The 25,154-nt window shown below is 69.5% G+C and carries 30 protein-coding genes; 21 read left to right on the top strand and 9 right to left on the bottom strand.

Annotation, left to right across the window (positions count from 1 at the left end; genetic code table 11):
- Positions 1-49 precede the first annotated feature (49 nt).
- The 4 genes from ACIRPX_RS38370 to ACIRPX_RS38355 form a co-directional block, all read right to left on the bottom strand.
- Positions 50-256 (bottom strand): hypothetical protein, encoded by a 207-nt coding sequence (locus ACIRPX_RS38370; RefSeq protein WP_404204097.1) that lies wholly within the window; start codon positions 254-256, stop codon positions 50-52.
- A gap of 27 nt (positions 257-283) precedes the next feature.
- Positions 284-1,456, bottom strand: coding sequence for a S1C family serine protease (locus ACIRPX_RS38365; RefSeq protein WP_404204095.1), 1,173 nt, complete (start codon positions 1,454-1,456; stop codon positions 284-286).
- Between the two features lie 172 nt (positions 1,457-1,628).
- Positions 1,629-2,654 carry a LacI family DNA-binding transcriptional regulator gene (locus ACIRPX_RS38360; RefSeq protein ID WP_404204093.1) on the bottom strand — a complete coding sequence of 342 codons (1,026 nt, stop codon included), beginning with the start codon at positions 2,652-2,654 and terminating at the stop codon, positions 1,629-1,631.
- A gap of 96 nt (positions 2,655-2,750) precedes the next feature.
- On the bottom strand, positions 2,751-3,530 hold the full coding sequence (locus ACIRPX_RS38355) for a response regulator transcription factor (protein ID WP_404204091.1): 780 nt from the start codon (positions 3,528-3,530) through the stop codon (positions 2,751-2,753).
- 192 nt (positions 3,531-3,722) lie between these two features.
- Here ACIRPX_RS38355 and ACIRPX_RS38350 point away from each other — a divergent pair, with 192 nt between their 5' ends.
- From ACIRPX_RS38350 to ACIRPX_RS38315, 8 genes are all read left to right on the top strand, one after another.
- The gene (locus ACIRPX_RS38350; RefSeq protein ID WP_404204088.1) at positions 3,723-4,586 is read left to right on the top strand and encodes an alpha/beta hydrolase; all 864 of its coding nucleotides are present in this window, start codon (positions 3,723-3,725) and stop codon (positions 4,584-4,586) included.
- A gap of 55 nt (positions 4,587-4,641) precedes the next feature.
- Entirely contained in the window at positions 4,642-4,896 is a 255-nt protein-coding gene (locus ACIRPX_RS38345; RefSeq protein WP_393871096.1) for a MoaD/ThiS family protein, read from the top strand.
- A gap of 2 nt (positions 4,897-4,898) precedes the next feature.
- Positions 4,899-6,149, top strand: coding sequence for a hypothetical protein (locus ACIRPX_RS38340; protein WP_404204086.1), 1,251 nt, complete (start codon positions 4,899-4,901; stop codon positions 6,147-6,149).
- A 142-nt stretch (positions 6,150-6,291) separates the two neighbouring features.
- Positions 6,292-7,032, top strand: a complete 741-nt coding sequence (locus tag ACIRPX_RS38335; protein ID WP_404204084.1) for a DUF2993 domain-containing protein — start codon at positions 6,292-6,294, stop codon at positions 7,030-7,032.
- A gap of 207 nt (positions 7,033-7,239) precedes the next feature.
- Positions 7,240-7,347 carry a putative leader peptide gene (locus tag ACIRPX_RS38330; RefSeq protein ID WP_404204082.1) on the top strand — a complete coding sequence of 36 codons (108 nt, stop codon included), beginning with the start codon at positions 7,240-7,242 and terminating at the stop codon, positions 7,345-7,347.
- Positions 7,348-7,469: 122 nt separating this feature from the next.
- Complete coding sequence (locus tag ACIRPX_RS38325) at positions 7,470-8,309, top strand: sulfurtransferase (protein WP_404204080.1); 840 nt, start codon at positions 7,470-7,472, stop codon at positions 8,307-8,309.
- Between the two features lie 76 nt (positions 8,310-8,385).
- Positions 8,386-8,673 carry a DUF1416 domain-containing protein gene (locus ACIRPX_RS38320; RefSeq protein WP_006348354.1) on the top strand — a complete coding sequence of 96 codons (288 nt, stop codon included), beginning with the start codon at positions 8,386-8,388 and terminating at the stop codon, positions 8,671-8,673.
- Between the two features lie 124 nt (positions 8,674-8,797).
- Positions 8,798-9,058 carry a DUF3099 domain-containing protein gene (locus tag ACIRPX_RS38315; protein WP_404204079.1) on the top strand — a complete coding sequence of 87 codons (261 nt, stop codon included), beginning with the start codon at positions 8,798-8,800 and terminating at the stop codon, positions 9,056-9,058.
- Positions 9,059-9,095: 37 nt separating this feature from the next.
- Here ACIRPX_RS38315 and ACIRPX_RS38310 read toward each other — a convergent pair whose 3' ends face one another.
- A complete protein-coding gene (locus tag ACIRPX_RS38310) occupies positions 9,096-9,458 on the bottom strand; it encodes a DsrE family protein (RefSeq protein WP_404204077.1) in 363 nt (120 codons plus the stop codon).
- Positions 9,459-9,694: 236 nt separating this feature from the next.
- Between ACIRPX_RS38310 and ACIRPX_RS38305 the strand changes: the two genes are divergently transcribed.
- The 6 genes from ACIRPX_RS38305 (at position 9,695) to ACIRPX_RS38280 (ending at position 14,784) form a co-directional block, all read left to right on the top strand.
- On the top strand, positions 9,695-10,366 hold the full coding sequence (locus ACIRPX_RS38305) for a hypothetical protein (RefSeq protein ID WP_404204075.1): 672 nt from the start codon (positions 9,695-9,697) through the stop codon (positions 10,364-10,366).
- A gap of 482 nt (positions 10,367-10,848) precedes the next feature.
- Positions 10,849-11,610, top strand: coding sequence for a hypothetical protein (locus ACIRPX_RS38300; RefSeq protein ID WP_404204073.1), 762 nt, complete (start codon positions 10,849-10,851; stop codon positions 11,608-11,610).
- The gene (locus ACIRPX_RS38295) at positions 11,607-12,554 is read left to right on the top strand and encodes a hypothetical protein (protein WP_404204071.1); all 948 of its coding nucleotides are present in this window, start codon (positions 11,607-11,609) and stop codon (positions 12,552-12,554) included. The genes ACIRPX_RS38300 and ACIRPX_RS38295 overlap by 4 nt, the downstream gene beginning before the upstream one ends.
- A gap of 224 nt (positions 12,555-12,778) precedes the next feature.
- On the top strand, positions 12,779-13,354 hold the full coding sequence (locus ACIRPX_RS38290; RefSeq protein WP_404204069.1) for an FABP family protein: 576 nt from the start codon (positions 12,779-12,781) through the stop codon (positions 13,352-13,354).
- A 16-nt stretch (positions 13,355-13,370) separates the two neighbouring features.
- On the top strand, positions 13,371-13,808 hold the full coding sequence (locus ACIRPX_RS38285) for a Fur family transcriptional regulator (protein ID WP_393871106.1): 438 nt from the start codon (positions 13,371-13,373) through the stop codon (positions 13,806-13,808).
- 10 nt (positions 13,809-13,818) lie between these two features.
- Positions 13,819-14,784 (top strand): YgfZ/GcvT domain-containing protein, encoded by a 966-nt coding sequence (locus ACIRPX_RS38280; protein ID WP_404204067.1) that lies wholly within the window; start codon positions 13,819-13,821, stop codon positions 14,782-14,784.
- An 18-nt stretch (positions 14,785-14,802) separates the two neighbouring features.
- On the opposite strand, the gene dtd is transcribed toward ACIRPX_RS38280, so the two are convergent.
- Entirely contained in the window at positions 14,803-15,228 is a 426-nt protein-coding gene (dtd, locus tag ACIRPX_RS38275) for a D-aminoacyl-tRNA deacylase (protein ID WP_404204065.1), read from the bottom strand.
- A gap of 157 nt (positions 15,229-15,385) precedes the next feature.
- Between dtd and ACIRPX_RS38270 the strand changes: the two genes are divergently transcribed.
- Both ACIRPX_RS38270 and ACIRPX_RS38265 read left to right on the top strand, forming a co-directional pair.
- Positions 15,386-15,997, top strand: coding sequence for an aerial mycelium formation protein (locus tag ACIRPX_RS38270; protein WP_404204063.1), 612 nt, complete (start codon positions 15,386-15,388; stop codon positions 15,995-15,997).
- Positions 15,998-16,165: 168 nt separating this feature from the next.
- Entirely contained in the window at positions 16,166-17,422 is a 1,257-nt protein-coding gene (locus ACIRPX_RS38265; RefSeq protein WP_404204061.1) for a GNAT family N-acetyltransferase, read from the top strand.
- A gap of 229 nt (positions 17,423-17,651) precedes the next feature.
- Here ACIRPX_RS38265 and ACIRPX_RS38260 read toward each other — a convergent pair whose 3' ends face one another.
- Positions 17,652-17,837: a hypothetical protein gene (locus ACIRPX_RS38260; protein WP_404204059.1), complete on the bottom strand. Its 186-nt coding sequence runs from the start codon at positions 17,835-17,837 to the stop codon at positions 17,652-17,654.
- 173 nt (positions 17,838-18,010) lie between these two features.
- On the opposite strand from ACIRPX_RS38260, the gene ACIRPX_RS38255 reads away from it, so the two are divergent.
- Positions 18,011-18,934, top strand: coding sequence for a winged helix-turn-helix domain-containing protein (locus tag ACIRPX_RS38255; protein WP_404204057.1), 924 nt, complete (start codon positions 18,011-18,013; stop codon positions 18,932-18,934).
- A gap of 36 nt (positions 18,935-18,970) precedes the next feature.
- Here ACIRPX_RS38255 and ACIRPX_RS38250 read toward each other — a convergent pair whose 3' ends face one another.
- A complete protein-coding gene (locus tag ACIRPX_RS38250; RefSeq protein ID WP_404204055.1) occupies positions 18,971-19,159 on the bottom strand; it encodes a hypothetical protein in 189 nt (62 codons plus the stop codon).
- A 205-nt stretch (positions 19,160-19,364) separates the two neighbouring features.
- Here ACIRPX_RS38250 and ACIRPX_RS38245 point away from each other — a divergent pair, with 205 nt between their 5' ends.
- Both ACIRPX_RS38245 and ACIRPX_RS38240 read left to right on the top strand, forming a co-directional pair.
- On the top strand, positions 19,365-20,243 hold the full coding sequence (locus tag ACIRPX_RS38245) for a winged helix-turn-helix domain-containing protein (RefSeq protein WP_404204053.1): 879 nt from the start codon (positions 19,365-19,367) through the stop codon (positions 20,241-20,243).
- 29 nt (positions 20,244-20,272) lie between these two features.
- Positions 20,273-20,992, top strand: a complete 720-nt coding sequence (locus tag ACIRPX_RS38240) for an HAD family hydrolase (RefSeq protein ID WP_404204051.1) — start codon at positions 20,273-20,275, stop codon at positions 20,990-20,992.
- Here ACIRPX_RS38240 and ACIRPX_RS38235 read toward each other — a convergent pair.
- Complete coding sequence (locus ACIRPX_RS38235) at positions 20,983-21,165, bottom strand: hypothetical protein (protein ID WP_404204048.1); 183 nt, start codon at positions 21,163-21,165, stop codon at positions 20,983-20,985. The two genes, ACIRPX_RS38240 and ACIRPX_RS38235, sit on opposite strands and share 10 nt — an antisense overlap.
- 176 nt (positions 21,166-21,341) lie before the next feature.
- Here ACIRPX_RS38235 and ACIRPX_RS38230 point away from each other — a divergent pair, with 176 nt between their 5' ends.
- Together ACIRPX_RS38230 and ACIRPX_RS38225 are read left to right on the top strand one after the other, a co-directional pair.
- Positions 21,342-22,217, top strand: coding sequence for a winged helix-turn-helix domain-containing protein (locus ACIRPX_RS38230; protein ID WP_404204046.1), 876 nt, complete (start codon positions 21,342-21,344; stop codon positions 22,215-22,217).
- Between the two features lie 312 nt (positions 22,218-22,529).
- Positions 22,530-24,692 carry a phosphotransferase gene (locus ACIRPX_RS38225; protein WP_404204044.1) on the top strand — a complete coding sequence of 721 codons (2,163 nt, stop codon included), beginning with the start codon at positions 22,530-22,532 and terminating at the stop codon, positions 24,690-24,692.
- Positions 24,693-25,154 lie beyond the last annotated feature (462 nt).

The following is a 25,154-nucleotide window of genomic DNA, read 5'->3' as shown; positions in this document are numbered from 1 at the left end:
TCAGCCTCGCATGGTTCCCCGGCGCCGGGTACGGAGCGGGGGTGCGCGCTCAGCCGCGCAGCGCCGCCAGGTGGTTCAGCGGCACCTTGTGCCGGTGCGGGCGGGCCGCGGTGGTGCGCAGGCCCATCAGCTGGGGAACCGCCGCCACCTCGGGCGCCCGGCCCACGGGGGCGTGCAGTTCGTACGCGACCTCGAGGGCCAGTGCGAGGCTCGCGGGGCCGAGGCCGCAGACCGGGTGAAACACCTGCTTGATCATGACGTGCTCCTGTGGGTGCGTGCGGGGTCAGCTGTCGCTGCCGCCCGCCCGGAGAGTGGCCAGGTCGGACTTGACGGTGTTGATCGGGATGGCGAAGCCGAGGCCGACGCTGCCGGCGTCGGAGGACCCCGAGGAGGACTGCGAACTTGCGCTGTACATCGCGGAGTTGATGCCGATGATGTTGCCCGCCGCGTCGATCAGCGCGCCGCCGGAGTTGCCCGGGTTGAGCGAGGCGTCGGTCTGGATCGCCTTGTACGTCGTCGTCGAGGAGCCGGTGTCGCCGTTGAACTGCCGGCCGCCGAAGGAGAACGGCCACTGGTCGCTGCCGCCGCCCTGGCCCTGCCCCTGCCCCTGGTTCTCGTCGGTCGAGACGGTGACGTCGCGGTTGAGCGCGGAGACGATGCCGCTGGTGACGGTGCCGCTCAGGCCCTCGGGGGAGCCGATCGCCACGACGGTGTCGCCGACCTGCACCCCGCTGGAGTTGCCGAGGGTGGCGGCCTTGAGGCCGGAGGCGTTCTCCAGCTTGATCAGGGCGAGGTCCTTCTTGCTGTCGGTGCCGACGACCTTCGCGGTGTAGCTCTTGCCGCTGCTGGTCGTCACCTTGATCGAGGAGGCGCCGGAGACGACGTGGTTGTTGGTGACGATCTCGCCGTCGCTGGTGATGATCACGCCGGAGCCGGTGGACTGGCCGGCGTTCGAGGCGGCGTTGATCTCGACCACGCTGGGGCTCACGGCCGCGGCGATGGTGGCGACGTCACCCTTCTTGCTGGAGGGCACCACGCTGGTGCTGGTGCTGCTGGAGGCGACGGTGTCGCTGCCGGTGAGCTGCTGGAAGGCGTACGCCGTTCCGCCGCCGACGGCCGCGGCGACGATCGCCACGGCGGCCAGCAGGGCGACGGGGCCCCGGGTCCGCTTCTTCCGCCCCGCGGCCGGCGCGGGCCCGCCGAAGGCGGGGTCGGCGGCCAGGGTCGCCGTACCGCCGCCGTTGCCGTCGCCGCCGTAGCCGGAACCCTCGACCGTGGCCGGCTGCACCGGGGCGGCCTGCTGTGCCGGCGCCTGGGGCACCGGCGGCTGCGCCGGCGGGGGCGGCCACTCGGGGTTCACGGGGGACGGGGCGGGCTGCTGCCGGGGGTACGCGTGCTGCTGCTCGCCCTGGTAAGGGTTCTCGTACTCGCCGCTGCGGCGGAAGCTCTCGGTCATGTGGAAAAGCTTGTCCCGCGACCATGAGAGCCCGCTGAGTGCCACCTGAGAAGCCCGGCAGAACCTCGTTTGCCCGATATAAAGACGCGGCACGGCCGGGGCCGGAGGGAAACGAGGCGTTGCCGTGACAGGAGACCACGGCGGACCGCGGCAGGGCGTACGGCGGTGCCGCTCAGTCCTCGCAGCCGCAGGACCGCCGTACCACCAGGCTGGAAGGGAACTGCTTGAGCCGCTCCCGCCGGGAGCCCGCCACCCGCAGCCCGTCGTCGAGCACGAGGTCCACGGCGGCCCGGGCCATCGCGGAGCGGTCCGAGGCGACCGTGGTCAGGGGCGGGTCGGCGAGCCCGGCCTCCTTGATGTCGTCGAAGCCGGCCACCGCCAGCTCGCCCGGCACGTCGATGCGCAGCTCGCGCGCCGCCCGCAGCACGCCGATCGCCTGGTCGTCGGTGGAGCAGAAGATCGCGGGCGGTCGCCGGGGCCCGGCGAGGATCTCCAGGGCCACGCGGTAGGCGTCGTAGCGGTTGTAGGGCGCCTCGAAGAGCCGGCCCTCGGCCGGGATGCCGGCCTCCTCCATCGCGCGCCGCCAGCCCTCGACGTGGTCGGAGACCGGGTCTCCGACGACGGGGGTCTCGGCGGTGCCGCCCATGCAGGCGACGTACGCGTAGCCGTGCCCGAGCAGATGGCGGACGGCCTGCTGGGCGCCGTCCAGGTCGTCGATCACCACGGCGACGTCGTCGATGGCCTCGGGCCGCTCGTGCAGCAGCACCACCCGGGCGTCCCAGGCCTCTATCTCGGCCGCCGCCAGATCGTTCAGGGCGTGGCTGACGAGGATCAGCCCGGACACCCGCATGCCGAGGAAGGCCCGCAGATAGTGGACCTCGCGCTCGGCCACGTAGTCGGTGTTGCCGACGAGCACCATCTTCCCGCGCTCGGAGGCGGCCTGTTCGACCGCGTGTGCCATCTCCCCGAAGAAGGGCTGGCGCGCGTCCGGGATGATCAGGCCTATGAGGTCCGTGCGCCGCGACGCCATCGCCTGGGCGACCCGGTCGGGCCGGTACCCCAGCTCCTTGATGGCGGCGAGGACACGCTCGCGCGTGGCCGGGGCGACCGGCCGGGGTCCGTTGTTGATGACATAGCTGACGACGGCGGTCGAGGTCCCCGCCAGCCGTGCCACATCATCCCGAGTCACCTTGGCCACGCGCGGAGTCTACGCGGATATACCCGCCCCGGGCAGGGCGGGAGGGGCATCCCCCGGGACCGTCCGTGCGGAACCGATGCCCCCGTCGGCGGCGCGCTATGCCTCCGCCGTCACCTCGGCTTCGTCCCGGACGGCGGCTTCGTCCGTACTGTCCTGCTTTGCCCGGTCCGCCGTGGTCTTGTTCTCCTCGGAGGAGCGATCGCCCTTCTCGGGCGTAACGAATCGATAACCGACGTTCCGGACGGTTCCGATCAGCGACTCGTGCTCGGGGCCGAGCTTGGCGCGCAGCCGCCGTACGTGGACGTCGACCGTGCGGGTGCCGCCGAAGTAGTCGTAGCCCCACACCTCCTGGAGCAGCTGTGCGCGCGTGAAGACGCGGCCCGGGTGCTGCGCGAGGTATTTCAGGAGCTCGAACTCCTTGAAGGTGAGGTCGAGCACCCGGCCCTTGAGCTTGGCGGAGTACGTCGCCTCGTCCACCGACAGGTCGCCGTTGCGGATCTCCATCGGGGAGTCGTCGTTGACGATCTGCTGCCGCCCCATGGCGAGCCGCAGTCGCGCCTCCACCTCCGCGGGGCCGGCGGTGTCGAGCAGGACGTCGTCGATGCCCCAGTCGGCGGTGACGGCGGCCAGACCGCCCTCGGTGACGACGAGGACGAGCGGACAGCCGGGGCCGGTGGAGCGCAGCAACTGGCACAGGCTGCGCACCTGGGGCAGGTCGCGGCGGCCGTCGACGAGGATGACGTCGGCGCCGGGGGTGTCGACGAGGGCGGGCCCCTCCGCCGGGGCCACGCGCACGTTGTGCAGCAGCAGGCCGAGGGCGGGGAGCACCTCCGTCGACGGCTGGAGGGCGTTGGTCAGGAGCAGCAGAGAACTCATACGTCTGGTTCCTCCTCGGTCCCTGCGAGGACGTGTGCGGTGCGTCACCTGCTCTGCGATCCCGAAGGCCCCGTACACCAGCGGTCACCTGGAATTTCCCGGCCGTTCCCGCTTCGTATACAACGCGTCCGAAAGCACAAAAGGACCCGGGGGCTACGCTGCCCGAGTCCTCTGCCCAGCAGAATAGCCCACATGAGCATCACTCCGGCAGGTCATGTGGCGCGTTCCACCGCTCGTCCGCATCCCGAGACGGTCACTCGCACGCCTATGCGGACGTTTCTGACCACGGACGACCGGGTGCCGATCGATGCCGTATACGATCCGCCCGCTCGTGCGCCCGAAACGCCCGGGACACCCTCCCGCGGCCTCGTGTTCGTGATCGCGCACGGCTTCACGGGCGACGTGGACAAGCCGCACGTGCGCCGCGTGGCGGAGGCGTTCGCGCAGTACGGGGCGGTCGTCTCGTTCTCCTTCCGGGGCCACGGCGCGTCCGGTGGGCGCTCCACCGTCGGCGACCGCGAGGTGCTCGACCTGGCGGCCGCGGTGCGGTGGGCCCGCGGGCTCGGCCACACGCGCGTGGTGACCGCCGGCTTCTCCATGGGCGGCTCGGTGGTGCTGCGGCACGCGGCGCTGTACGGGCCGGGGCGCGAGGGGCGCACGGATGCGTCCACGGATGCGGTGGTTTCGGTGAGTGCACCGGCCCGCTGGTACTACCGGGGCACGGCCCCTATGCGGAAGCTCCACTGGCTGGTAACGCGTCCCGCGGGCCGGCTGGTGGGCCGCTACGGATTCGGTACGCGCATCCACCACCGCGAGTGGGATCCGGTGCCGTTGTCGCCGGTGGAGGCCGTCCCGCGGATCGCTCCCACGCCGCTGCTGCTCGTGCACGGCGACCGCGACGGATACTTCCCGCTCGATCACCCCCGCATGCTCGCCGCCGCGGCCGGTGACCACGGCGAACTGTGGATCGAGGGCGGCATGGGGCACGCCGAGCACGCGGCCGCGGACGAGCTGCTGGAACGGATCGGGGACTGGGCCGTCGCACGGGCGGGCTAGCCTGACGGGGTGGACAGCCGACCGGCTGCCCGTGGACCGTCACGTGAGGAACCGGATGCCAAAGGTCACGGTGCGCTTCTGGGCCGCCGCGAAGGCCGCGGCCGGGGTCGCCGAGGAGCCGTACGACGCGGCCACCCTCGCCGAGGCGCTGGACGCCGTGCGCGAGCGACACCCGGGTGAACTGACGCGCGTCCTGCGGCGATGCTCGTTCCTCGTCGACGGCGACCCCGTGGGTACCCGCGGACATGAGACGGTACGGCTGGCCGACGGCGGCACGGTCGAGGTGCTCCCGCCGTTCGCAGGAGGGTGAGGATGACCGATCAGCCGTACGACCCGTATCAGCAGCCGCGGCAGCAGGCGTGGCCCGGGCAGCAGCAGCCGCAGCAGGGGTACGAGGGCCACGAGGCGTACGACGACCCGTACGCCGCCCAGCAGTACACGCAGCAGTGGCAGGGGCAGACGTGGGACGCCCGGCCCGCGCCCTCGGCGATGTCCGGGGCGGAGACGGCGTACCTGCCGGCGCAGCCGCCCCAGCCGGCCGCCCACCCCGACTCCCAGCCCCAGCCGCAGTGGCAGCAGGAGCCGCAGCCGCAGCCCGAGTCGCAGTGGCGGCAGGAATCGCAGCCGCAGCCGCAATGGCAGCAGGAGCCCCAGCCCCAGCCCCAGCCCCAGTGGCAGCAGGCGTCACAGCCGCAGCCGCAGCCCGAGCCCCAGTGGCAGCAGCGGCCGCAGGCACCCGCGCCGGCCGCCCCCGCCGCCTCCCCGGGCGCGGGCTACGGCCCCGCCACCCTCGCCGGCAACGCCCGCGTCACCGACGCCCAGCGGGCCCGCCTCGAGGGGCGTTCCCCGATCATCGAGCCGGGTATGCAGCCGGCCGGGCTGACCGCCCTGCTCGGGCTGCTGCTGGCGGGCACGGCGGCGGTCGGCTCGTACGCCCTGCTGGTTCCGCTCGTCGTGCTCCAGGCGGTCACCGCCGCGGGCTGGTTCCGGCTGAACGGCATGTGGCCGGCCCGGCAGGGCATCGCGCTGGCGTTCCTCGGCGCGCTCGCCGCGGACGTCGCGCTGCTGGTGGCGGGCCGGGCGAACGGCCCGGCGGCGATCCTCGGCACCCTCGGCGTCTGGGTCCTGCTCTCCCTCGTCCTCCAGCTGCGCTCGCACGCGGACCCGGACGAGCGGATGTACGGCCTGATGGCGGGCGTCGCCTCGGCGGCGCTGTCCATCGTCGCGGCCGGGTTCCTCGCCGCCTCGGCCGACGCGGCGACCGTCGGCGCGGCCGCGGTGGCCGTGGCCGTACTGGCCCGCGCCCTGCCGCTGCCCACCCCCGCGTCGGTCGTCGTCTCGCTGCTCGCCGCCGCGGGCGCGGGCATCGCGGCCGGAGCGATGAGCGGCTTCGGCCCGAAGGGCGCGCTGCTGGGCGCGGGGGCCGCGGTGTGCGCGCTGATCGGCCACCGGGTGGCCAGTTACGACTACCCGTCGAGGTTCGTGCACTTCACGGCGGGTGTCGCGCTGCCGCTGACGGCCGCGGCGCCGGTGGTGTACGTACTGGGGCGGGCTCTCGGATAAGGCCTGCCGTGCCGCGGCGGCTCCTGTCACAGGTGATCGACAATTCCCGGTCGGCCGCCCACCCCAGGGTTACGCTCGCGCTGGGCGGCCACCCGGTCGTCGGGACCACTCGTGAACGTCCGGCCAGGTGGGGGAAGATCGCATGCGCGCGCTGCGAATACTGCTGATCGTCGTCGTGATCCTCGGCGGCCTGTTCGTGGTGGCGGACCGGGTCGCGGTGTACTTCGCCGAGGAGGAGGCCGCCTCCAAGGTGAAGACGACCGAGAACCTGGCCTCGACCCCGGACGTGTCCATCAACGGCTTCCCCTTCCTCACGCAGGTCGCCTCCGGGAAGCTGGACGACGTCGAGGTCGGCATCAAGAACTACGAGGCCGACACCGGCAGCGGCGGCAGCGGCGGCCCGGCGACGATCCGTATCGACGACCTGAAGGCGCACATGAAGGGCGTCTCCTTCTCCGGCGACTACAGCTCCGCCACCGCGACCAGCGCCACGGGCACCGCGACCATCGCCTACGACGAACTGCTCAAGGCGGCCAGGTCGCAGCCGACGCAGATCGTCAGCGGGGTCACCGCCCAGGTCGTCGGCCTCTCCGACGGCGGCAACGGCAAGATCCGGGTCGACGTCAAGTTCCGCACCCCGCTCGGCACCCGGACCTACCCCGTGCTCAGCACGGTGGCCGTCCACGGCGACGACGTGCAGGTGCACGCCGACAACCTGCCCAAGCTGGTCGTCGACCTCGCCGACTCCCGCGTCCGCGCGATCACCGACTTCAAGCAGACGATCGACCAGCTGCCCGGCGACGTGAAGCTGGACAGTGTGCGGGCCGCGCGGAACGGCGTGGAGATCACGGTGAAGGGTTCGAACGTCAGGCTCGCGGGGTAGGACGTCGGGCGGCGCCGACGGTGACCGCCGGCTGTCCGAAACGCGAGACGGCGGCGTCCGCGCCGTAGCCGTGCTGACCGATACATCCGCCCGTGAGCCGTGCCGCGCCGGTCCGGACCGAGATCGTTTCCCGCATTCTGGACGATCGCGTCTCACCATACGACACACCGGTGACATGCCGGGCTGTCCGTCCCTACGATCGACGGCATGCAGTGCTACTCGAGCGTCCTCCAGCCGCGGGGACAGGCGGATCTGACGAAGCGGCGGGCAGTCGACCTGTGCCGCGTCGCCGCCATGCTCTGTCGCACCTTCTGAGCGGAAGTTCGACTTCCGCATTCCTGCCGCCCTGACCAGGGCACCTCTGCGCGCCGCCGCCTGCGCCCGCGCAATCTCGCACTCGCACGCCCCGCCGTAACTGCCCCGGAGGAGAGAAGAAGATGAGCCGCAGCGACGTCCTCGTCGACGCCGACTGGGTCCAGGAGAACCTGGACTCCCCGACCATCGCGATCGTGGAGGTGGACGAAGACACGTCCGCCTACGAGAAGAACCACATCAAGAACGCGATCCGCATCGACTGGACCAAGGACCTGCAGGACCCGGTCCGCCGCGACTTCATCGACCAGGAGGGCTTCGAGAAGCTCCTGTCGGCGAAGGGCATCGCCAACGACACGCTGGTGATCCTCTACGGCGGCAACAACAACTGGTTCGCGTCCTACGCGTACTGGTACTTCAAGCTCTACGGCCACGACAACGTCAAGCTGCTCGACGGTGGCCGCAAGAAGTGGGAGCTGGACGCCCGCGAACTGGTCGAGGAGGTCCCGGAGCGGGCCGCCACCGACTACAAGGCCAAGGCGCAGAACACCGCGATCCGTGCCTTCCGCGACGACGTCGTCGCCGCGATCGGCTCGCAGAACCTGGTCGACGTCCGGTCGCCCGACGAGTTCTCGGGCAAGCTGCTCGCCCCGGCCCACCTGCCGCAGGAGCAGTCCCAGCGCCCGGGCCACGTCCCGACCGCCCGCAACATCCCGTGGTCGAAGAACGCCAACGACGACGGCACCTTCAAGTCGGACGAGGAGCTCAAGGAGCTCTACGCCGACGAGCAGGTCGACCTCGCCAAGGACACCATCGCCTACTGCCGCATCGGTGAGCGCTCCGCGCTGACCTGGTTCGTGCTGCACGAGCTGCTCGGTGTCGAGAACGTCAAGAACTACGACGGCTCCTGGACCGAGTACGGCAGCCTCGTCGGCGTTCCGATCGAGCTCGGCGCCAACAAGTAACCCGACCAGCCCGCAACCCGACCAGCCCGTAAACCGACCGGCCTTCCCTCCGGTCAGACCCCTCTTGGAGAAAGACATGTGTGGAGCGAAGGCCGGCGGCCCGGACGCCTCGACGATCAAGCCCGGTGAGACCACGATCCAGGGCCAGGTGACCCGCGACGGCGAGCCGGTGACGGGCTACGTCCGTCTCCTGGACTCGACCGGCGAGTTCACCGCGGAGGTTCCCACCTCCGCGACCGGACAGTTCCGCTTCTACGCGGCCGAGGGCACCTGGACGCTCCGCGCCCTGGTCCCCGGCGGCACCGCCGACCGCACGGTCGTCGCCCAGCAGGGCGGCCTGGCCGAGGTCGCGATCGCGGTCTGACCGCTTGACCGCTTGACCGCTTGTTCGCCTGTTCGCCGAAGGGCCGCACCCCTCCCGGGGGCGCGGCCCTTCGCCGTCCCCGGCGCCCACGACGTACCAGCGCCCGCGGGCCTACCCTGGAGTCATGTACGCACGGCGACGGCACACGTACTTCGCCATGATGGGCACCTGCATCGGGTTGTTCGTCCTGGCGTGGGGGGTCGTACGTATCTGGTCGATCCCGGCGGCCGTGGGCATGTGCGTCGTGGCGATGCTGATTCCGCCCGTCGCCGCCATGGTCGCCAACCGCCGCGGGCCCGAGGACCGTTGGTGGGACGACCCGTCCGGCGACCCGACGTCCGACGAGTGGTGGGACGAGCTCGACGGCAAGAAACGGCCCCGGTAGCCCGCCCACCGCAGCCCACGGCAGCCCACGCGGGGGCTCAGTAGACGAGCGCCTGCGTCTCGTCGCCGAGGGCTTCCTGCACGAAGACCTGCGCGCCCGCGATCCGGACGCCCTCGATGACGTCCTTCTCGGTGATGTCCCGCCGCGCGGCGCACTGCGTGCACAGGGTGACGTGTCCGCCCGCCAGCAGCGAGTCCAGCAGGTCCGGCAGCGGAGCGGCGTGCGGCAGCTCGAACTCGGCCGCGCGCCCCGGCAGCGCGAACCAGGCGGATTCGCCGGTCAGCCACACGGAGACGTCGACCCCGCTGGCCACGGCCACCGCCGCCACCGTGAACGCCTGCGAGCACCGCTCGGGCGCGTCGGCGCCCGCCGTCACCTTGATCACCAGCTTCTTGGCCATGGTCGAATCGTAATCAACGCGGCTACAACCGCGGCCTCCGGCCATGAGTCTCCTGTGAGCACGCATACGGAATGCGTGCTTCTTGTTTGTGGGGGGACGTGTTGGAAGGACCCGAAGAGCCCGAAGAAGCGGTCGACGCGCAGGTTGCGCCGATGGCGCCGGATACGCCCGCCGCGTCTGCCGCGCCCGCCGCGTCTGCCGCGCCAGCCCGCCGTGGCCGCACCACGCTGCTCGTCGTGGGCGCCGCACTCCTCGGCGTCGTGGCGGGCACCTGCACCGGATACCTGATCCAGGCCGGCCGCGAGCCGACGAAGCTGCCGCCGCTGTCCCAGCCGACGCTGGCGCAGTCGAAGGGCAAGGCACCCGAGCCGCTGTCCGCCGCCCAGGACCGCCAGGTGCGGGCCGACGGCGACCTGCGCAAGCTGCTGCTGAAGAAGCCGGCCGGCACGAAGACGGCGGACTGGATCCCCCGCGACGGCTGGATGAACCTGGCCGAATTCGCCGAGACGTACGGCAAGTCCGGCACCATGTTCAACAACCTCATCACCGACGAGTTCCGCCGCGCGGCCGTCATCGGCTGGCAGGTGGGCGGCCACCAGACGGTGGAGATCCGGCTGATCCAGTTCCGCCAGGACGAGTCCCTGGAGGCCGCCGACTCCAGCGACAACAACCAGTACTGGGCGGACCGCAAGCCCGACATCGACAGCTGGCCCATCCCCGGCACGGGCAGCGGCACGGCGTACGTCCTCCACCGGCCGGAGACCAAGGCCGGCTTCCTGCCGATTTACGGCGCGGAGGCGTACGCCTACCGCGGTGACATCGCCATGGAGCTCTGGATCTACGACACCAAGCCGATCACCAAGTCCCGGATCATGGACCTGGCCAAGCGGCAGATGGAGCGGCTGTGAGCAAGCCCCCCACCAACCCGACAGACCCAACACCCGAGCCCGAGCCCGCCCCCGAGCCCGCACCTGAGCCGGCCCCTCGTCCGGCACCTGAGCCCGCAGCCGAGCCCGTCGCCCGGCCGACGGCCGAGCCCGCGGCCGAACCCGCGCCTGGGCCCGCAGGCAGGCCCGCGCCTGAGTCCGCGTCCGAGCCGGCGCTTGAGCCTGTGGCCGACTCCGTGCCCGAGCCCGTCGCCCAGCCGGTGTCTGAGCCGGCCGTCCAGCCCGCGGCGGAGTCCGCGGCTGGGTCCGTGGCCGAGTCGGTGTCTGAGCCGGCCGTCCAGCCCACGGCTGCGTCCGCGTCGGAGTCCGAGTCCGCGCCCCAGCCCGTCGCCCAGCCAGTGGCTGAGCCCGCCGTCCAGCCCGAGCCCGAGCCCGAGCCCGAGCCCGCGTCCGAGCCCGAGTCTGCGCCCGCGCCCGGGGCTGACCAGGAGCCCGTTTCTCAGGTGGTCGGGAAGGGGCGTTCTCGTGGGCGTATCGCCGTCGTCGCGGGGAGCGTCCTGCTTGCCGCGGCCGTGGTCGCCGGCGTCGCCTGCACCGTCGTCACCGTGAACCGCGCCGACCGCGACGCCGGTGCGGCCGTCTGGAAGTTCCCGGAGCCGAAGAGCATCGACGACCAGAAGGAGGCGCCCGCGAGCGGGCTCTCCGGGATGCTCGTGAAGTACGCCGACGGCTGGAAGCGCGGCCCGGACCTCGGCGAGTACCCCGCCGACGCCCAGTTCAGCGGCGCCCAGGCCACCGCCCTGCGCAAGGAGGCGCTGCGGAACCTGCCGCGCACCCAGCGCAGGCAGCTGGAGAAGCTGATCGACAAGCAGCACATCCAGGGCATGGCCATGCGCAGCTACGTCAGGGAGGCCGGCAGCTCCTTCTTCACGGACACCGCCACGGCCGTGACCATCGAGCTGTCCCAGATGCGGAACCAGGCCGCCGTGCGCGACATCTCGACGTCCCAGAACGCGTTCCTCGGCGGCCTCGACATCTTCCGCAAGGGGCCGAAGATCAAGGGCTACAAGGACGCCGCGTGCTTCCTGCCGCCCAAGAAGTCGGGCTCCCACGAGAAGCTCGACTCGATGCTCTGCTCCGCCTACCGGGGAGACGTCCTGGTCACCGTCACCGCGTACGGAGTCAAGCCCTTCGACGCCGAGGGGGTCGCGGCGCTCCTCGAGAGCCAGCTCGACCGCATCGCCGAGCCGGGAGAGGCCGTATGACCGAACAGACCGAGCCCACCGTCCAGACCGAGCCCACCGCACACCCCGAACCGGCGGTGTCCACCGCGCAGGCCGAACCGGCGGTGCCCACCGCGCACCCCGAACCGGCGGAGCCCACCGTCCAGACCGAGTCCCAGGCCGCCGTAGTGCCGCCGGTGCAGGACCCGCCCCCCGTGAAGAAGGACCGCCGTGTCCTGCGTGCCGTCCTGCGCTGGACCGCGGCCGTCGTGGTGTTCGCGGCCGCCGGTGCCGCAACGGCGTACGGCATCACCGGGATGGAGCGGACCGACGTACCGGGCCTGGCGACGCGGTCGGACGGCCGCTGGGACTACCCCACGCTCGTGAAGCCGCCGCTGCCCTCCGGCAGCCCGGCACCCTTCGACGAGCGCAACCCGTCCGGTACCCACTACGCCGACCTGCGCGCCCTCGTGCTGCCCGCGCCCAGGGGAGCGGTGGAGGACAAGAAGCTGCGAGGCACGGACGGCTGGCTGGCCACGAAGGACTTCGTGGCCGAGTACGCGGAGAAGTACGTCCGGGACCAGTTCAGCCAGACCTTCGTCGACAACGGCCTGCGGCACATCGCGGCCCGCGGCTGGACCACCCCGGACGGCACGCACACCCGCGTCTACCTGCTGCAGTTCGGCACCGCGGCCGTCGTGGACGAGCTGATGCACCGGGACGTCGCCCCGGCCGACGGCCCCCGCGAGCAGCTGCGCGGCGCCGGCACCTCCCTCTTCGACGACGACTTCCCGTCCGAGGCCCACGACGACAACATCCCGTACTCCGTGTACGTGGAGTCCAAGCCCTACGGCGCCGAACAGGTCCGGCAGGGATACCTGTCCGCCGGTGACGTCCTCGCCGTGATCGTGCAGTCGAGGAAGGGCGCGGCGAAGGCCGTACCGTTCCGCCAGACGGTGGCCCTGCAGAGCGAGCTGCTCGGCTGACTCCCGCATCGGCGTACCTCGCACGGAGGGGCCGCCCCCGGCCGCGTAAGCTGGGGGCGGCCTTTGTACCGCTCGTCCCTCAACCAAGGAGCACCCCGTGCTTGAGGCATTCTTCGAAGCCCTGCTGGTCCTGGTCTGCGTCGGCGTCCTCGCCTTCGCCGGGCTGACCGTGAAGAAGCTGTACCAGGGCCAGCGCTGACCCCCATCAAGGAACTGCCGACCCCATGATCGAGATCCCGTCCGACCTCCACAAGGACCTCGTCCCGCTCGCCTTCCTGCTCGGCAACTGGGCCGGCGCGGGCGTGCACGACTTCCCCGGCTCCGAGAAGTGCAACTTCGGGCAGGAGGTCACCTTCACCCACGACGGCCGTGACTTCCTGGAGTACCACTCCCGCACCTGGGTCCTGGACAACGACGGCAACAAGGTGCGGCCGCTGGAGTCCGAGTCCGGCTTCTGGCGCGTCGACGCCGACCGCAAGGTCGAGGTCACGATGACCCGCGACGACGGCGTCATCGAGATCTGGTACGGCGAACTCGCCTCCCAGAAGCCGCAGATCGACCTGGTCACCGACGCCGTGGCCCGCACGGCCGCCTCCGCCCCGTACTCCGGCGGCAAGCGCCTGTACGGCTACGTGAAGAGCGACCTGATGTGGGTCGGCGAGAAGCAGACCCCCGAGGTCGAGCTGCGCCCCTACATGTCGGCGCACCTGAAGAAGGTCGTCACCCCCGAGGACGTCGAACGCTGGGCCAAGGCCCTTCCCGACGACATGCCTGACGACGGGATCGCCTTCTTCAAGTAGCTCTAGACTCGTCGGTGTGGTGAGCACCGACTGGAAGAGCGACCTCAGGCAGCGCGGCTACCGGCTGACGCCGCAGCGGCAGCTTGTCCTCGAAGCCGTGGACACCCTTGAGCACGCGACCCCCGACGACATCCTCGTGGAAGTGAGGAAGACGGCGTCGGGGGTCAACATCTCCACCGTGTACCGCACCCTGGAGCTCCTGGAGGAGCTCGGCCTGGTCAGCCACGCCCACCTGGGGCACGGCGCGCCGACGTACCACCTCGCGGACCGCCACCACCACATCCACCTGGTCTGCCGGGACTGCCAGAACGTGATCGAGGCCGATGTGTCGGTGGCCGCGGAGTTCACCGCGAAGCTGCGCCGGGAGTTCGGCTTCGAGACGGACATGAAGCACTTCGCGATCTTCGGCCGATGCCGCGACTGTTCCCTGCAGGGTTCAACTACCGAGTCGTAGGCTTGTGCCCATGAAGAGCCCCCTGCTGTCCCTGCCCGGCGCCGTCCCCGCCGAGGGCGCGGACGAAGGCGTAGCCGCCCACTACGGCGATCTGTTCCGCGAGCAGCGCGCCCTCGCCGACGGGTCCGGCTTCGTCGATCTCTCGCACCGCGGCGTCGTCACCGTCACCGGCGAGGACCGGCTGAGCTGGCTGCACCTGCTGCTCACCCAGCACGTCGCCGACCTCCCGCCCGGTCTGGCCACCGAGGCCCTGATCCTCTCCGCACACGGCCATATCGAACACGCGCTCTATCTGGTCGACGACGGGGAGACGGTCTGGGCCCACGTCGAGCCCGGCACGCAGGACGCGCTCCTCGCGTACCTGGAGTCGATGAAGTTCTTCTACAAGGTCGAAGTCGCCGACCGCACGGCCGAGTTCGCGGTGGTGCACCTGCCGGCCGGTTCGATCGCCGAGGTCCCGCAGGGCGTCGTCGTACGCGAGACGCCGTACGGCCGCGACCTCTTCCTGCCGCGCGCGGACCTGGAGTCCTACGCCGAGAAGGCGGGCCCGCCCGCGGGAATCCTGGCCCACGAGGCGCTCCGCGTCGAGCAGCACCGCCCGCGCCTCGGCTTCGAGACCGATCACCGCACCATCCCGCACGAGCTGGGCTGGATCGGCAGCGCGGTGCATCTGCAGAAGGGCTGCTACCGCGGCCAGGAGACCGTCGCCCGCGTCCAGAACCTGGGCAAGCCCCCGCGCCGCCTGGTCTTCCTCCACCTGGACGGCAGCGAGGTGCACCTGCCCACCCCCGGCACGGAGATCCGCCTCGCCGACGACGAGCCCGACGGCCGCAAGATCGGCACCATCACCACGTCCGTACGCCACCACGAACTGGGCCCGGTCGCCCTGGCCCTGGTGAAGCGGAACGTTCCGGTGGACGCGAGGCTCCTGGCCGGAGAGACGGCGGCGGCGCAGGAAGTGGTCGTCGAGCCGTAGCGACGGCGCCCCTGGGGCTCACATCTCCAGCAGCACGGTGAACGGGCCGTCGTTCGTGAGCGAGACGCGCATCTTCGCGCCGAAGCGGCCCGTCGCCACCGTCGCGCCGAGCGCGCGCAGCCGGGCCACGACCTCCTCGACGAGGGGCTCGGCGACGTCGCCCGGGGCGGCCGCGTTCCAGGTGGGCCGGCGTCCCTTGCGGGCGTCCCCGTACAGGGTGAACTGACTGATGACGAGCAGCGGTGCGTCGATGTCGCTGCACGACTTCTCGTCCTGGAGCATGCGGATCGACCAGAGCTTGCGGGCGAGCTGGGCCGCCGTCTCCTTGGTGTCCTCATGAGTCACCCCGACCAGGACGCACAGCCCCTCACCGGTGATCTCCCCGACCGTCTCGCCGTCCACGACGACGTCCGCGCCGTCCACTCTCTGCACCACTGCACGCATACGACCATCATGCCGGGCCGTTCACGGGAGACCGCACCGGCATTCTTTTTGCTCCTTACCCCCCCATCTGGGGCCGATCGGGGGCACTCGGTCACATAGCGGCCACTTGGGGTGGCACGATGCTTCCACACGCCGGTCGAGGGGACGGTAGAGGCACATGAGCACATCGAGTACCGGGCAGCAGCCCCCTGGGGCTGTCCCGTTGATCGGAACGGGGGAGCGGATGACCCTGCGGCCGCCCGTGCAGCGCACCGACAGCCCGGGCCCGCAGCTGCCCGCCGGCCCGCCGGAGCACGATCTGACCACGCTGAGCCTGCCCGAACTGCGCACCCTGCGCCGGGACGCCCAGCGCGACGAGGCCGACCTCAGCTATGTGCGGCGGCTGCTGCAGGGCCGTATCGACATCCTGCGCGCGGAGCAGGCGCGGCGGTCGCCGGCGGGCGCGGGCAGCGTGGTCGAGCGCCTTCCGGAGATCCTCACGGACGCCCCGGCCCGCCAGCGCTCCTCCGCCCGCCACGTCACGCTGGGCACGCCGCACAACGAGGAGTACCGGCGCCTGGCCGCCGACATGCTCGCCGAGGTCGAGCTCTCGGACCTCAGCGCCCGCACCGACCTGGAACTGACCACCGCGATGGCCCGCCTGGTCCGCTACGAGCAGCAGGTGTCCCGGCGACGCCACCGCCTCCAGCGGACGGCGGACGACTGCAGCGCGGAGATCGCGCGCCGGTACCGGGACGGGGAGGCGCAGGTCGACGATCTGCTGACGTGACGCGTGGCCTGCGGGGGACGGGCGGGGCGAGTGGGCGTGGCGCGGGCGGGCGGGGCGAGCGGAGGAGTGCCGGCGGGCCGGCGGGGCGAGCGGAGGAGCGCCGGGCGGGCCGGCGGGCGGCGGGGAAAATCGGGCGACACCCCAGCGCCGTGGATCTACGGTGATCCCATGACCCGCGCGCACTCCGACATAGACGTCCGTCCGATCACCGAGGCCGAGCTCCCGGAGTGGCTCCGCGCGGTGAAGACCGGCTTCCTGCAGGCGCCGACCGTCTCCGAGGAGGAACTCGAGGCCCGGCGCGAGCGCTTCGAGGCGAGCCGCTACCTCGGCGCGTTCGACGGGGGCCGCTGCGTGGCGACGTTCCGTTCGTTCGAGCAGGAGGTCACCGCGGTCGGCGGCACCCCGGTCACCGCCGACGCCGTCTCCGGCGTCACGGTCAGCGCCACCCACCGCCGCCGCGGCCTGCTGACCCGGATGATGGGCCAGGACCTCGCGGCCGCCAAGGAGCGGGGCGACTGTGTGGCCACCCTGATCGCCGCCGAGTACCCGATCTACGGCCGCTACGGCTTCGGCCCGGCCACCTCGGCCGCCGAGTGGACCGTCGACGTCCCGCGCGCCGGCCTCGACCCCCGCTGGTCCGGGCCGGAGGACGGCGGCCGCATCGACCTGGTGAACGGCGAGGAGGTCCGCAAGCTCGGCCCCGAACTGCACGACCGCGTCCGCGCCGCCACCCCCGGCGTGGTCAGCCGCAGCGAGTGGTGGTGGCGGCACAACACCGGCGTCCTGCGCCTGGACCCGAAGTGGACGGAGCCGTTCTACGCCGTGTACCGCGCGGCGAACGGCGAGGTCGAGGGTTTGACCGCGTACGTGGTCGACGACAAGTGGGGCGACGCCAACCAGCCCCAGGACACGGCGACCGTACGGGAGCTGCTGGCGGCGACCCCGGCCGCCCATCGCGCCCTGTGGCTCTACCTCTGCTCCATCGACTGGGTCACCCACGTCAAGAGCGGCCAGCGGGCCCCTGACGACCTCCTCCCGCTCCTCCTGCCGGACGCGCGGGCCGCCCGCATCACCTCGGCCTCGGACTGGCTGTGGGTGCGGATCCTGGATGTCGTACGGGCGCTGGAGTCGCGGGCGTACGAGGGCGCGGGCTCCCTGGTGCTGGAGGTCGCCGACCGCGCCGGTCTGACGGGCGGCCGCTACCGGCTGGAGGCGTCGGCGCAGGGCGCGTCCTGCGCGCCGACCACCGAGTCCGCCGAACTCACCCTGGACGTCGGCGATCTGGCGCGGCTGTGGCTGGGCGACGAGTCGGTCACGCGGCTGGTGGCGCTCGGCCGGGTCCGGGAGGAACGAGCGGGCGCCGCCCTGGTGGGCGACGCCCTGCTGCGTACGTCCAGGCGCCCGTGGTGCCCGGACATGTTCTGAACTCCCCTTCTTCAGGCGATTGCTGACTCATCCGTAGCTGTTCGGTTGTGGCGGTGCCGTTGTGCCTGTTGAGGTGTGGCTGTGCTCTTGAGTTGTGGCTGTGCCGGTGGAGCTGTTCGGTTGTCGGTGTTCGGTTGTGGCTGTGCTGGTGCAGCTGACCAGGCTCCCGGCTCCCCTCCGGAAGGGAGCCCGGCCAGCCGGATCCTGGGGGCCGGCGAACCGGCCGGGCTCAGCCGGACTGGGCGAGCAGCATCACGAGGATGACCGCGCCGAGGCCGCTGATCGCCGTGTTCCTGGCCTTGAGTCCCACGGACAGTGCGACGAACGCGATGATGCCCAAGGGCCCGTACTTCCACTGGATGAGCTGCTCGAATCCGATGGCGAGGGCGGCGGCGGCAAGGGCGATGAGCGGCATGACGGTCCCTCCTTCGGGACGGTGAGGCGGACCCCGTGGTTGCGGCCAACCCTCCTGAAGTTTGACCATGTTCCTGAAGTTGGCGACCAACTTCACAGTACTTATCTGCCCTTGGAGACGTCTTATAACCACCTCTTCTGGAACTGCCCAAAGATGGCGGGAAGTTGTAGGGTTTGGTCGTGGACCCGAAACATGCCGCCGTCAACGGGCGGAAGAGGTCACAGCGGTCACAGACGTCACCGACGTCCCATCAGGATGTGGCCGACGAGCTGCGCGCCCGCATCAGGTCGGGTCAGCTGCGACCGGGTCAACGCATGCCTACACAGGCCACTTTGGCGGACGAGTTCGGTGTCGAGCGCGGCGCCGTACGCCAGGCACTGCGTATTCTGCAGTCGGAGCACCTGCTGACCAACGTATCCAAGGGAAGTCCGGCGACGGTGGCCGCTGACCTGGGCCTCGGCAAGGCGCTGAGCGGTCCGGGGGCTCCGCCGCTGCCGACGATGGTGGCCCTTGCCCCGCGCATAGAGGACGCGTTCGCGGCCCCGCACGTCGAGATAGACGCCCTCTGCCTGACCTCGGTCTCCCTGACCCTCGCCATCGGCGAGCCGCTGCGCCGGATCCACGAGGGGCGACTGAAACCGGCCAAGGTCGACGTCCGTGTGCTGCTGCCCAGCCGCGACATCGAGCTCGCCTTCCCGACGCCGGTCGATCCGTCGGCCGACGGCAAGCTGCAGCGCCGCTGGCTGGCCCAGCGCAACGCCCAGGGCCAGGTGCTGCGGCACAACCTGCTGGCGCTGCGCGCCACGCACGGCATCGACGTGAACGTCACCTTCCGCGCGCTGCCCTTCACCCCGCCCGTGAAGTTGTACCTGCTCAACGGCATGGAGGCGCTGTTCGCGTACTACACCCTCACGCGGCGCGAGGAGGAGGTCGACCACGAGCACCTGGAGATGTACGACGCGGAAGGCACCCAGTCGATGCTGTTCGCCTTCGCCCAGGGCGCCGGCCTGCGCGACACCACCTTCGTCGAGCAGTCCCACCTGTGGTTCAACGCACTGTGGGAGACGATCAGTTCGGAGCTGGTGCTCACGAGCTGAGGTCTCCCACGGTGTCCGACCGGTCCGTGTCCACGCTCATAGAGCGGGCCCCGCGACCAGCAGGGCGAGCACGACGGCTCCGATCGAGCTGACGGCCGGGTTCTTGGCCTTGATGCCGATGGTGAGCAGGAGCAGGCCGATGATTCCGCTGGCGCCGTAGCGCCAGCTGATCACCTGATCGAAGCCGACGACGAACACGGCGGAGAGGAGGGCGAGAGCAGGCACGGTGGTTCCCCCTTCAGGCTGCGCGGGCGGGACGATGCGGTGGGGGGGTTGTGCGAGGGGAGCAGAGGCGGACTCAGACAGGAAGCAAACCTTCCGCCAACTCCTGGAAGTTGGCAGCCAACTCTGATGTAGTTGTCCCCGCTTGGCACCCACTCATAAACCAAGCTGCAAACAACTCCCTGTAGATGGATCGAAGTTGTAGCGTTTGGTTGTGACCCAGGAGAACGTGGCAGTGAACGGCAGCAGAAGGCTCTCCCCCCAGGAGATCGCCGACATCCTGCGGGAACGCATCCGCTCCGGCGACCTCAAGGCAGGAGACCGCCTGCCCACCCAGGCCGAACTCGCCGACGAGTTCGGAGTGGAACGAGGCACCGTCCGCCAGGCCCTGCGCGCGCTCCAGGAAGACGGCCTGCTGAGCAACGTGAGCAAGGGAAGCCCGCCACGGATCGCGGCACCGCCGGCGCCGGTTGGCGAGCCCCAGCCGACGATGGTCGGGCTGGCACCGCGGATGACGGAGGCGTTCGCGGCACAGCATGTCCGTGTCGACGCCGCGTGCCTCACCGCCGAGACCCTGATGCTGGCCCTGGGAGAACCCATTCGCCTGATCCATGAGGGCCGCATCCGCCCGAAGTCGATCGACGTCCGCATCCTCCTCCCCTCGCGCGACATCTCTCTCGCCTTTCCCGTCCCGGTCCAAGGACGGTCCGACGACGACCCGGTCCACGAACGGTGGCTCGCTCAGCGCAACTCACAGGGGCACGTGCTGCGTCACAACCTCCGCTCGCTGCGCTTCTCCCACGGCATCGACGTCAACGTCACCTTCCGCGCGCTGCCCTTCACCCCGCCCGTGAAGCTGTACCTGCTCAACGGCGCGGAGGCACTGGTCGCGTACTACATGATCACGCGCCGCGAGGAGCCCACGGACGCCGGCACGATGGACATGTACGACGTCCTGGGCACCGAATCGCTCCTGTTCTCGTTCGAGAAGCGGGCGAGCCAGCGCGATGAGGCGTTTGTGGAGGAATCCGAGAAGTGGTTCAACGCCCTCTGGGAAACCATCACGACGGACCTGACACTCTCCTAGTGACTTCTGAAACGACGCAGACTGAGCCGGTGACAGAAGAGACCGAGAACGACACGGAGAAGCTCCGAGAACTGATCACACACGCACGCGTCGTGCTATGGGACTTCGACGGCCCGATCTGCCGCCTGTTCGCCGGTCACTCGGCGGAGAAGGTGGCCGCCGACCTCGCGGGCTGGCTCGAGAGCCGCGGCCTCCACGGCCTGCTGACGAAGTCCGAACTGAAGACCCTGGACCCCCACGTCGTGCTGCGCGCCGTGGACCGCCGGCATCCCCGCAGCGATCTGGTCGCGGAACTCGAGGAACGCCTCACCCAGGAGGAACTGCGCGCCACGGCAACGGCGTTGCCCACGGCCTACGCCGACCCCCTGATCCGCACCTGGAGCGCGATCGGCTCACGCCTGGCCATCACCACCAACAACTCCCCACGGGTGGTGCGCACCTACCTGGAGGGCCGCGGCCTCACCTCGTGCTTCGCCCCCCACATCTACGGCCGCACCCAGGACCTCCACCGTCTCAAGCCGGACCCGTACTGCCTCAACCGCGCCCTGAACGCGATGGGCGCGTCACCGTCGGCCGCCCTGATGATCGGCGACACCCCCTCGGACTTCGAAGCAGCGCAGAACGCCCGTGTCGCGTTTCTGGGCTACGCGCGTAACGAGGACAAGGAGAAACGGTTGCGCGACGCGGGCGCCACGGCGATCGTGACCTCGCTCGAACAGGTCCTGCGACTGCTCAGGGATCAGGCTTGAGTCATCAGCAGCGCGAAGACGACTGCGGCAGCCACGGCGACCCTGGCGTGTCGAGCCCGGATACCCGCGCCGATCAGCAGCAGAAGCAGCACACCAATGACACCTAGTCGCGCCTGGGCCTGTAACCCCAGAACCACTTGGGCGAGCTCCCAGCACACCTGGATCAGGAGCATGTCCCCCACCACCCCTTCCACTTACGGCCGACCGATCAACTAGCGGTCCAATTGGACTGCATGGCCTGAGGTTGGTCTGCCCAGTCCGTTTGATCCCTTAACTGACCCGTCCAATCGGCCTTGTTCACATGACTGGAAGTGGTGTGCCAGTGGACTGGGGGCGGTAGTTTCGATGTGTGGACGCACATCAGAGCTCCGACGGTGGCGGCAAGGAGTTCCAGCGGGTATCCGACGAACTGCGTGCCCGGATGACCGACGGCACGTACGGGCGAGGTTCCTTCCTGCCTTCACAGCGCGACCTGGCCGAAGAGTTCGAGGTTTCGCGCGACACGGTCCAACGGGCGATGAAGGATCTGGTCCGAGAGGGCTGGATCGAGTCGCGGCAGGGCAGCGGGTCGCGCGTCATCAAGACGCAGCTCATACAGTCATCCACGCCCAAGGCCAGCAGGACACCGCGGGGGATGACGCTGGGGCCGCTCATCAGCGAGGCATTCGAACAGCCTGAAGTCACCCTGGATGTCTACACGTTGACGTCCGAGTCACTGGACGCGCACATCCGCCTGCAGGCGGAACGTATCCATGGGCAAGTGATCAAGCCCCGGCGAATCACTCTGCGCATGCTGCTGCCTGACGAGTCGTTGGCTCTTCCCTACCCCCGGCTAAGCGATGACAAGGACGACCCCCGCCCCTGGCGGCGCCTTCATGCCATCACACAGCGGCACACGGACTCTCTGCGCGGCCTGCTGAACGACTTGAGGACCGAGAGGCTTGTTGACGACGTCGACCTGCAGATCCGGCGTGCACCGCTGATCCCGTGCTTCAAGCTCTATCTGCTCAACAAGACGGAAGCTCTGCATGGCATGTACGAGGTGATTCAACGTCAGATGGAGCTGGAGGCCGGAGATGTCGTCTCGGCTCTCGATGTGCTCGGGCTTGGTGCGACGCTGACTCATCACGTGAAGGATGTCTCCGACCCCAACGCACCAGGGACGGTCTTCGTGGAAAGCATGCAGAAGTGGTTCGACTCGGTCTGGAACCTGTTGTCCGAATAGCAGGAAATGACCACACAAAGTGGTTACACGGACGTTACCAGTCTTGGGTGGCGCCCATGCCCTAATCCTGTAGGATCCCCGCACCGAGCATGGATTAAACCCCGCAATGAACGGTTGCGGGCTTTCGCGCGTATGAGATGACGAACACGCCGAGTCGTCAACCGTCTCGTACAGAGTGCTGCAGTCGAGTGGCAAACCGCTCGCTCAAGTCTGCCTCTGGCGTGTCGTGACATACATCTTTCATCCTCTTTCATGTCCCATCTCTTCTCGGAGCGGCCTGTGGGTGCACCGCCTGTTCCCACACGCCTTCTGATGGGACATGCCGCTGGCGACATGCGCAGTGGCGTCTACCGGTCCTTCGTGAAAGCCGCAGAAGAAGGAAAGCCGGCCAGCGGTCACCACAACCGGAACTACACGGTGCGGCTACCGGGGGTCGTGGCCCGCCTGCTGGAGCGTGAGCCTGGTACGCGCGTGACCGTGCGGATCCGACGATCCGACGCGCTCCCTGTGGTGATCAGAACCTGGCAGGACGAGGCTGAGATCCTCCACGCGATCCGCGGTGTCCTGCCGCACGTACCAGAGTGCCTCGTCAAGGGGGACGGGTTCGCCATCCATAGCTACGTCGAGGGAGTGCCACTCTCCAGCGTCTGCGGGAACGGTAAACCTGTCGACACGCTGCTGATCAAGGCGCTGACGGGCTTACTCGCCCAGATGGCACAGGTTCGCCGGGTGGCACTCCCGGCGCTGCCCCACACCTGGCCGGCCAACCTGACGGACAGCCAAGGCTTCCTGAAGACTCTCGCCCACCTTGCTGACAAGCAGATCCGGCAGCCCAATTGGCCGGTCTTCGGCGGGCTCTTTGCGGCACTCGGCATCCCCGAGAACGCCTTGGTCGGAATGGCCGAGAGGGTGCCCGCCATGGCCCGGAGGCCGTACAGCCTGCTCCATGCCGACCTGCACCGGGACAACGTGATCATGTCGTACGGCGCTGACCCTCCGCTGATCTGCGTCGATTGGGAACTGGCGACGTACGGCGATCCCCTTCATGATCTTGCGACACACCTGGTGCGCATGCAGTATCCAACCCATCAGTGGCCCGAGGTCATCGATGCTTGGGCGCTCGCCATGCAGGAGATCCGGCCCGCCGCCGTAAACGGTTTGGGTAAGGATCTGCGCCGTTACGTGGACTTCGAGCGAGCTCAATCCGTCTACCCGGACGTCATGAGGGCTGCCAGGTCGTTGGAGGAGTCGCTCACCCAGAAGAGGCTGAACGAGGCGACGGCTGTGGTCCGCAGGGCGTTGGAGTTGGCCGCTGGGCCACTTCGCCTGGCGAACGTACCGAGCGAGCGTGAGATCGAGCGGGCACTCTTTCGGTGGCTGGCATCGCGCAGCAACGGTGACATCAGCGGTCGGGACTGGATCGCGAAGGCTTTCGACTGGGTACCTGACCGGCGTGTTCCCGAGCGTCCCGAGTTTCGGGACTCCGCCGTGCGGGAGGCACTGCTGGCGGAAGGCGCCGCTCAATCGGGCCAGGTGTTCAAAGGCACCGCCCACCTCAACTCGGTCGTGTGGGTGCCAAGCGTGGACTTCCCGGTGGTGGTGCGCCGAAGACTCCCCGAGTTGTGTCGCAGAGAGCCCAGCTTTCTCAGCGAGCACGCCGTGCTCCAAGCTATCGAGGAAGCGACCGGCGAGGTCGCCGCACCGAGGGTCCTGGCACTCGGTGAGAGCTATCCCAAAGACAGCTTCGCCATCCACACCTACGTCGGATCGCGTGACATCGGCCGACCTCCCAACCATCCGGTGCACGGTCTGCTGCCGCATGAAGCGGACGGTCTCGTGGATCAGCTGCGTGCCCTGACGCGGGTCGATTACAAGCGAGTCGATCCGGCAGCCGGTGAAGGGGGCTTTTTCCCATGGCTGAGAGCTCAACTCGTTGCCATCGTCGCTGAGTTGCCTGAGGACTCAAAGCAGTTGGCCAAGCTCCTGGGCCTGCCAGGTGCCGAACGTCTGGAGCAGATCCTTTCCAGGCACGAGGTGAGTCATCGAGAGCCGGGCTTGCTGCACGGCGACCTCAACCCGTGGAATCTCGTTCGCCGCGACGACCACTTGGCGTTGACCATCATCGACTGGGAGATGGCGATCGTCGGTGATCCGCTCTACGACTTGGTCCGGCACATGCATCTGACGCCGACTCGCCCAGAGATCCGAGACCGGATGTTCCGCCGTTGGGAACGGTTGCTACCTGCTAAGTACACTTCAAATTGGCAGCAGGACTGGGCTGTTTACCGGTGGATCGAGATCGTGCGATCTGCCTACGTGGACTTGGATCGCCTTGTGACGGGCGAGAGCCTGGACGCCCCTAACGTGCGGCGAGCCGTTGACTCGTACGCCATGACTCTGGCCGCTGCTACGGCCTCCCTTGGGCTGCGCGTTCGCCCAACGGCAAACCCCTACCTTGCCCGTGCCCTGGCCTAGGGGAGGCAGTTGAGGCGCTTCCGAGATCGGTTCGACCCTGTGGTGGCGCAGTCCTTGTTACTTGGAATGTTCGCCACGGGATTGGCCGCGCCGTTCGTCAAAACGGTGGGCGGCGCCCTGGACGGCAGGCCTATCTCGCAGCTCCGTTCAGCCTCTCCGGGCGTACTGTCTGACCATTTCAAGGAATTGATTTCGTCGGTGAGAGCCCCAGCCGGCGCCTTGGTCAAATACAGTGAAATCGGCAAATTCGTCGGAGACGCTTTCCAAGCCCGTAGGGTCGAAATCGGATTCCTTGGATATACCGGCGAGACTCTGTGTGCAACGCTCTTCACCATCGTTTTGAGAACCCCTTCGAAGCCCCCCGGGGGCAGGGCTGTTGCAAAGTCTTTTGATCTTGCGTGAGAGCGCTGGTCAGGCAAGGCCGAGGAGGTCCAGTGGTCGGCGGAAGCCGTCGTAGGACAT

Source organism: Streptomyces sp. NPDC101225, assembly GCF_044767585.1.
Taxonomy (GTDB): Bacteria; Actinomycetota; Actinomycetes; order Streptomycetales; family Streptomycetaceae; genus Streptomyces.
This window is presented reverse-complemented; position numbering and strand designations above follow the sequence as displayed.

Coding starts and splice junctions, on each gene's coding strand:
- ACIRPX_RS38370 (WP_404204097.1), bottom strand. CDS start 256: ATGATCAAGCAGGTGTTTCACCCGGTCTGCGGCCTCGGCCCCGCGAGC.
- ACIRPX_RS38365 (WP_404204095.1), bottom strand. CDS start 1,456: ATGACCGAGAGCTTCCGCCGCAGCGGCGAGTACGAGAACCCTTACCAG.
- ACIRPX_RS38355 (WP_404204091.1), bottom strand. CDS start 3,530: ATGAGTTCTCTGCTGCTCCTGACCAACGCCCTCCAGCCGTCGACGGAG.
- ACIRPX_RS38350 (WP_404204088.1), top strand. CDS start 3,723: ATGAGCATCACTCCGGCAGGTCATGTGGCGCGTTCCACCGCTCGTCCG.
- ACIRPX_RS38345 (WP_393871096.1), top strand. CDS start 4,642: ATGCCAAAGGTCACGGTGCGCTTCTGGGCCGCCGCGAAGGCCGCGGCC.
- ACIRPX_RS38340 (WP_404204086.1), top strand. CDS start 4,899: ATGACCGATCAGCCGTACGACCCGTATCAGCAGCCGCGGCAGCAGGCG.
- ACIRPX_RS38335 (WP_404204084.1), top strand. CDS start 6,292: ATGCGCGCGCTGCGAATACTGCTGATCGTCGTCGTGATCCTCGGCGGC.
- ACIRPX_RS38330 (WP_404204082.1), top strand. CDS start 7,240: ATGCAGTGCTACTCGAGCGTCCTCCAGCCGCGGGGACAGGCGGATCTG.
- ACIRPX_RS38325 (WP_404204080.1), top strand. CDS start 7,470: ATGAGCCGCAGCGACGTCCTCGTCGACGCCGACTGGGTCCAGGAGAAC.
- ACIRPX_RS38320 (WP_006348354.1), top strand. CDS start 8,386: ATGTGTGGAGCGAAGGCCGGCGGCCCGGACGCCTCGACGATCAAGCCC.
- ACIRPX_RS38315 (WP_404204079.1), top strand. CDS start 8,798: ATGTACGCACGGCGACGGCACACGTACTTCGCCATGATGGGCACCTGC.
- ACIRPX_RS38310 (WP_404204077.1), bottom strand. CDS start 9,458: ATGGCCAAGAAGCTGGTGATCAAGGTGACGGCGGGCGCCGACGCGCCC.
- ACIRPX_RS38295 (WP_404204071.1), top strand. CDS start 11,607: ATGACCGAACAGACCGAGCCCACCGTCCAGACCGAGCCCACCGCACAC.
- ACIRPX_RS38290 (WP_404204069.1), top strand. CDS start 12,779: ATGATCGAGATCCCGTCCGACCTCCACAAGGACCTCGTCCCGCTCGCC.
- ACIRPX_RS38280 (WP_404204067.1), top strand. CDS start 13,819: ATGAAGAGCCCCCTGCTGTCCCTGCCCGGCGCCGTCCCCGCCGAGGGC.
- dtd (WP_404204065.1), bottom strand. CDS start 15,228: ATGCGTGCAGTGGTGCAGAGAGTGGACGGCGCGGACGTCGTCGTGGAC.
- ACIRPX_RS38270 (WP_404204063.1), top strand. CDS start 15,386: ATGAGCACATCGAGTACCGGGCAGCAGCCCCCTGGGGCTGTCCCGTTG.
- ACIRPX_RS38265 (WP_404204061.1), top strand. CDS start 16,166: ATGACCCGCGCGCACTCCGACATAGACGTCCGTCCGATCACCGAGGCC.
- ACIRPX_RS38260 (WP_404204059.1), bottom strand. CDS start 17,837: ATGCCGCTCATCGCCCTTGCCGCCGCCGCCCTCGCCATCGGATTCGAG.
- ACIRPX_RS38235 (WP_404204048.1), bottom strand. CDS start 21,165: ATGCTCCTGATCCAGGTGTGCTGGGAGCTCGCCCAAGTGGTTCTGGGG.
- ACIRPX_RS38225 (WP_404204044.1), top strand. CDS start 22,530: ATGGGACATGCCGCTGGCGACATGCGCAGTGGCGTCTACCGGTCCTTC.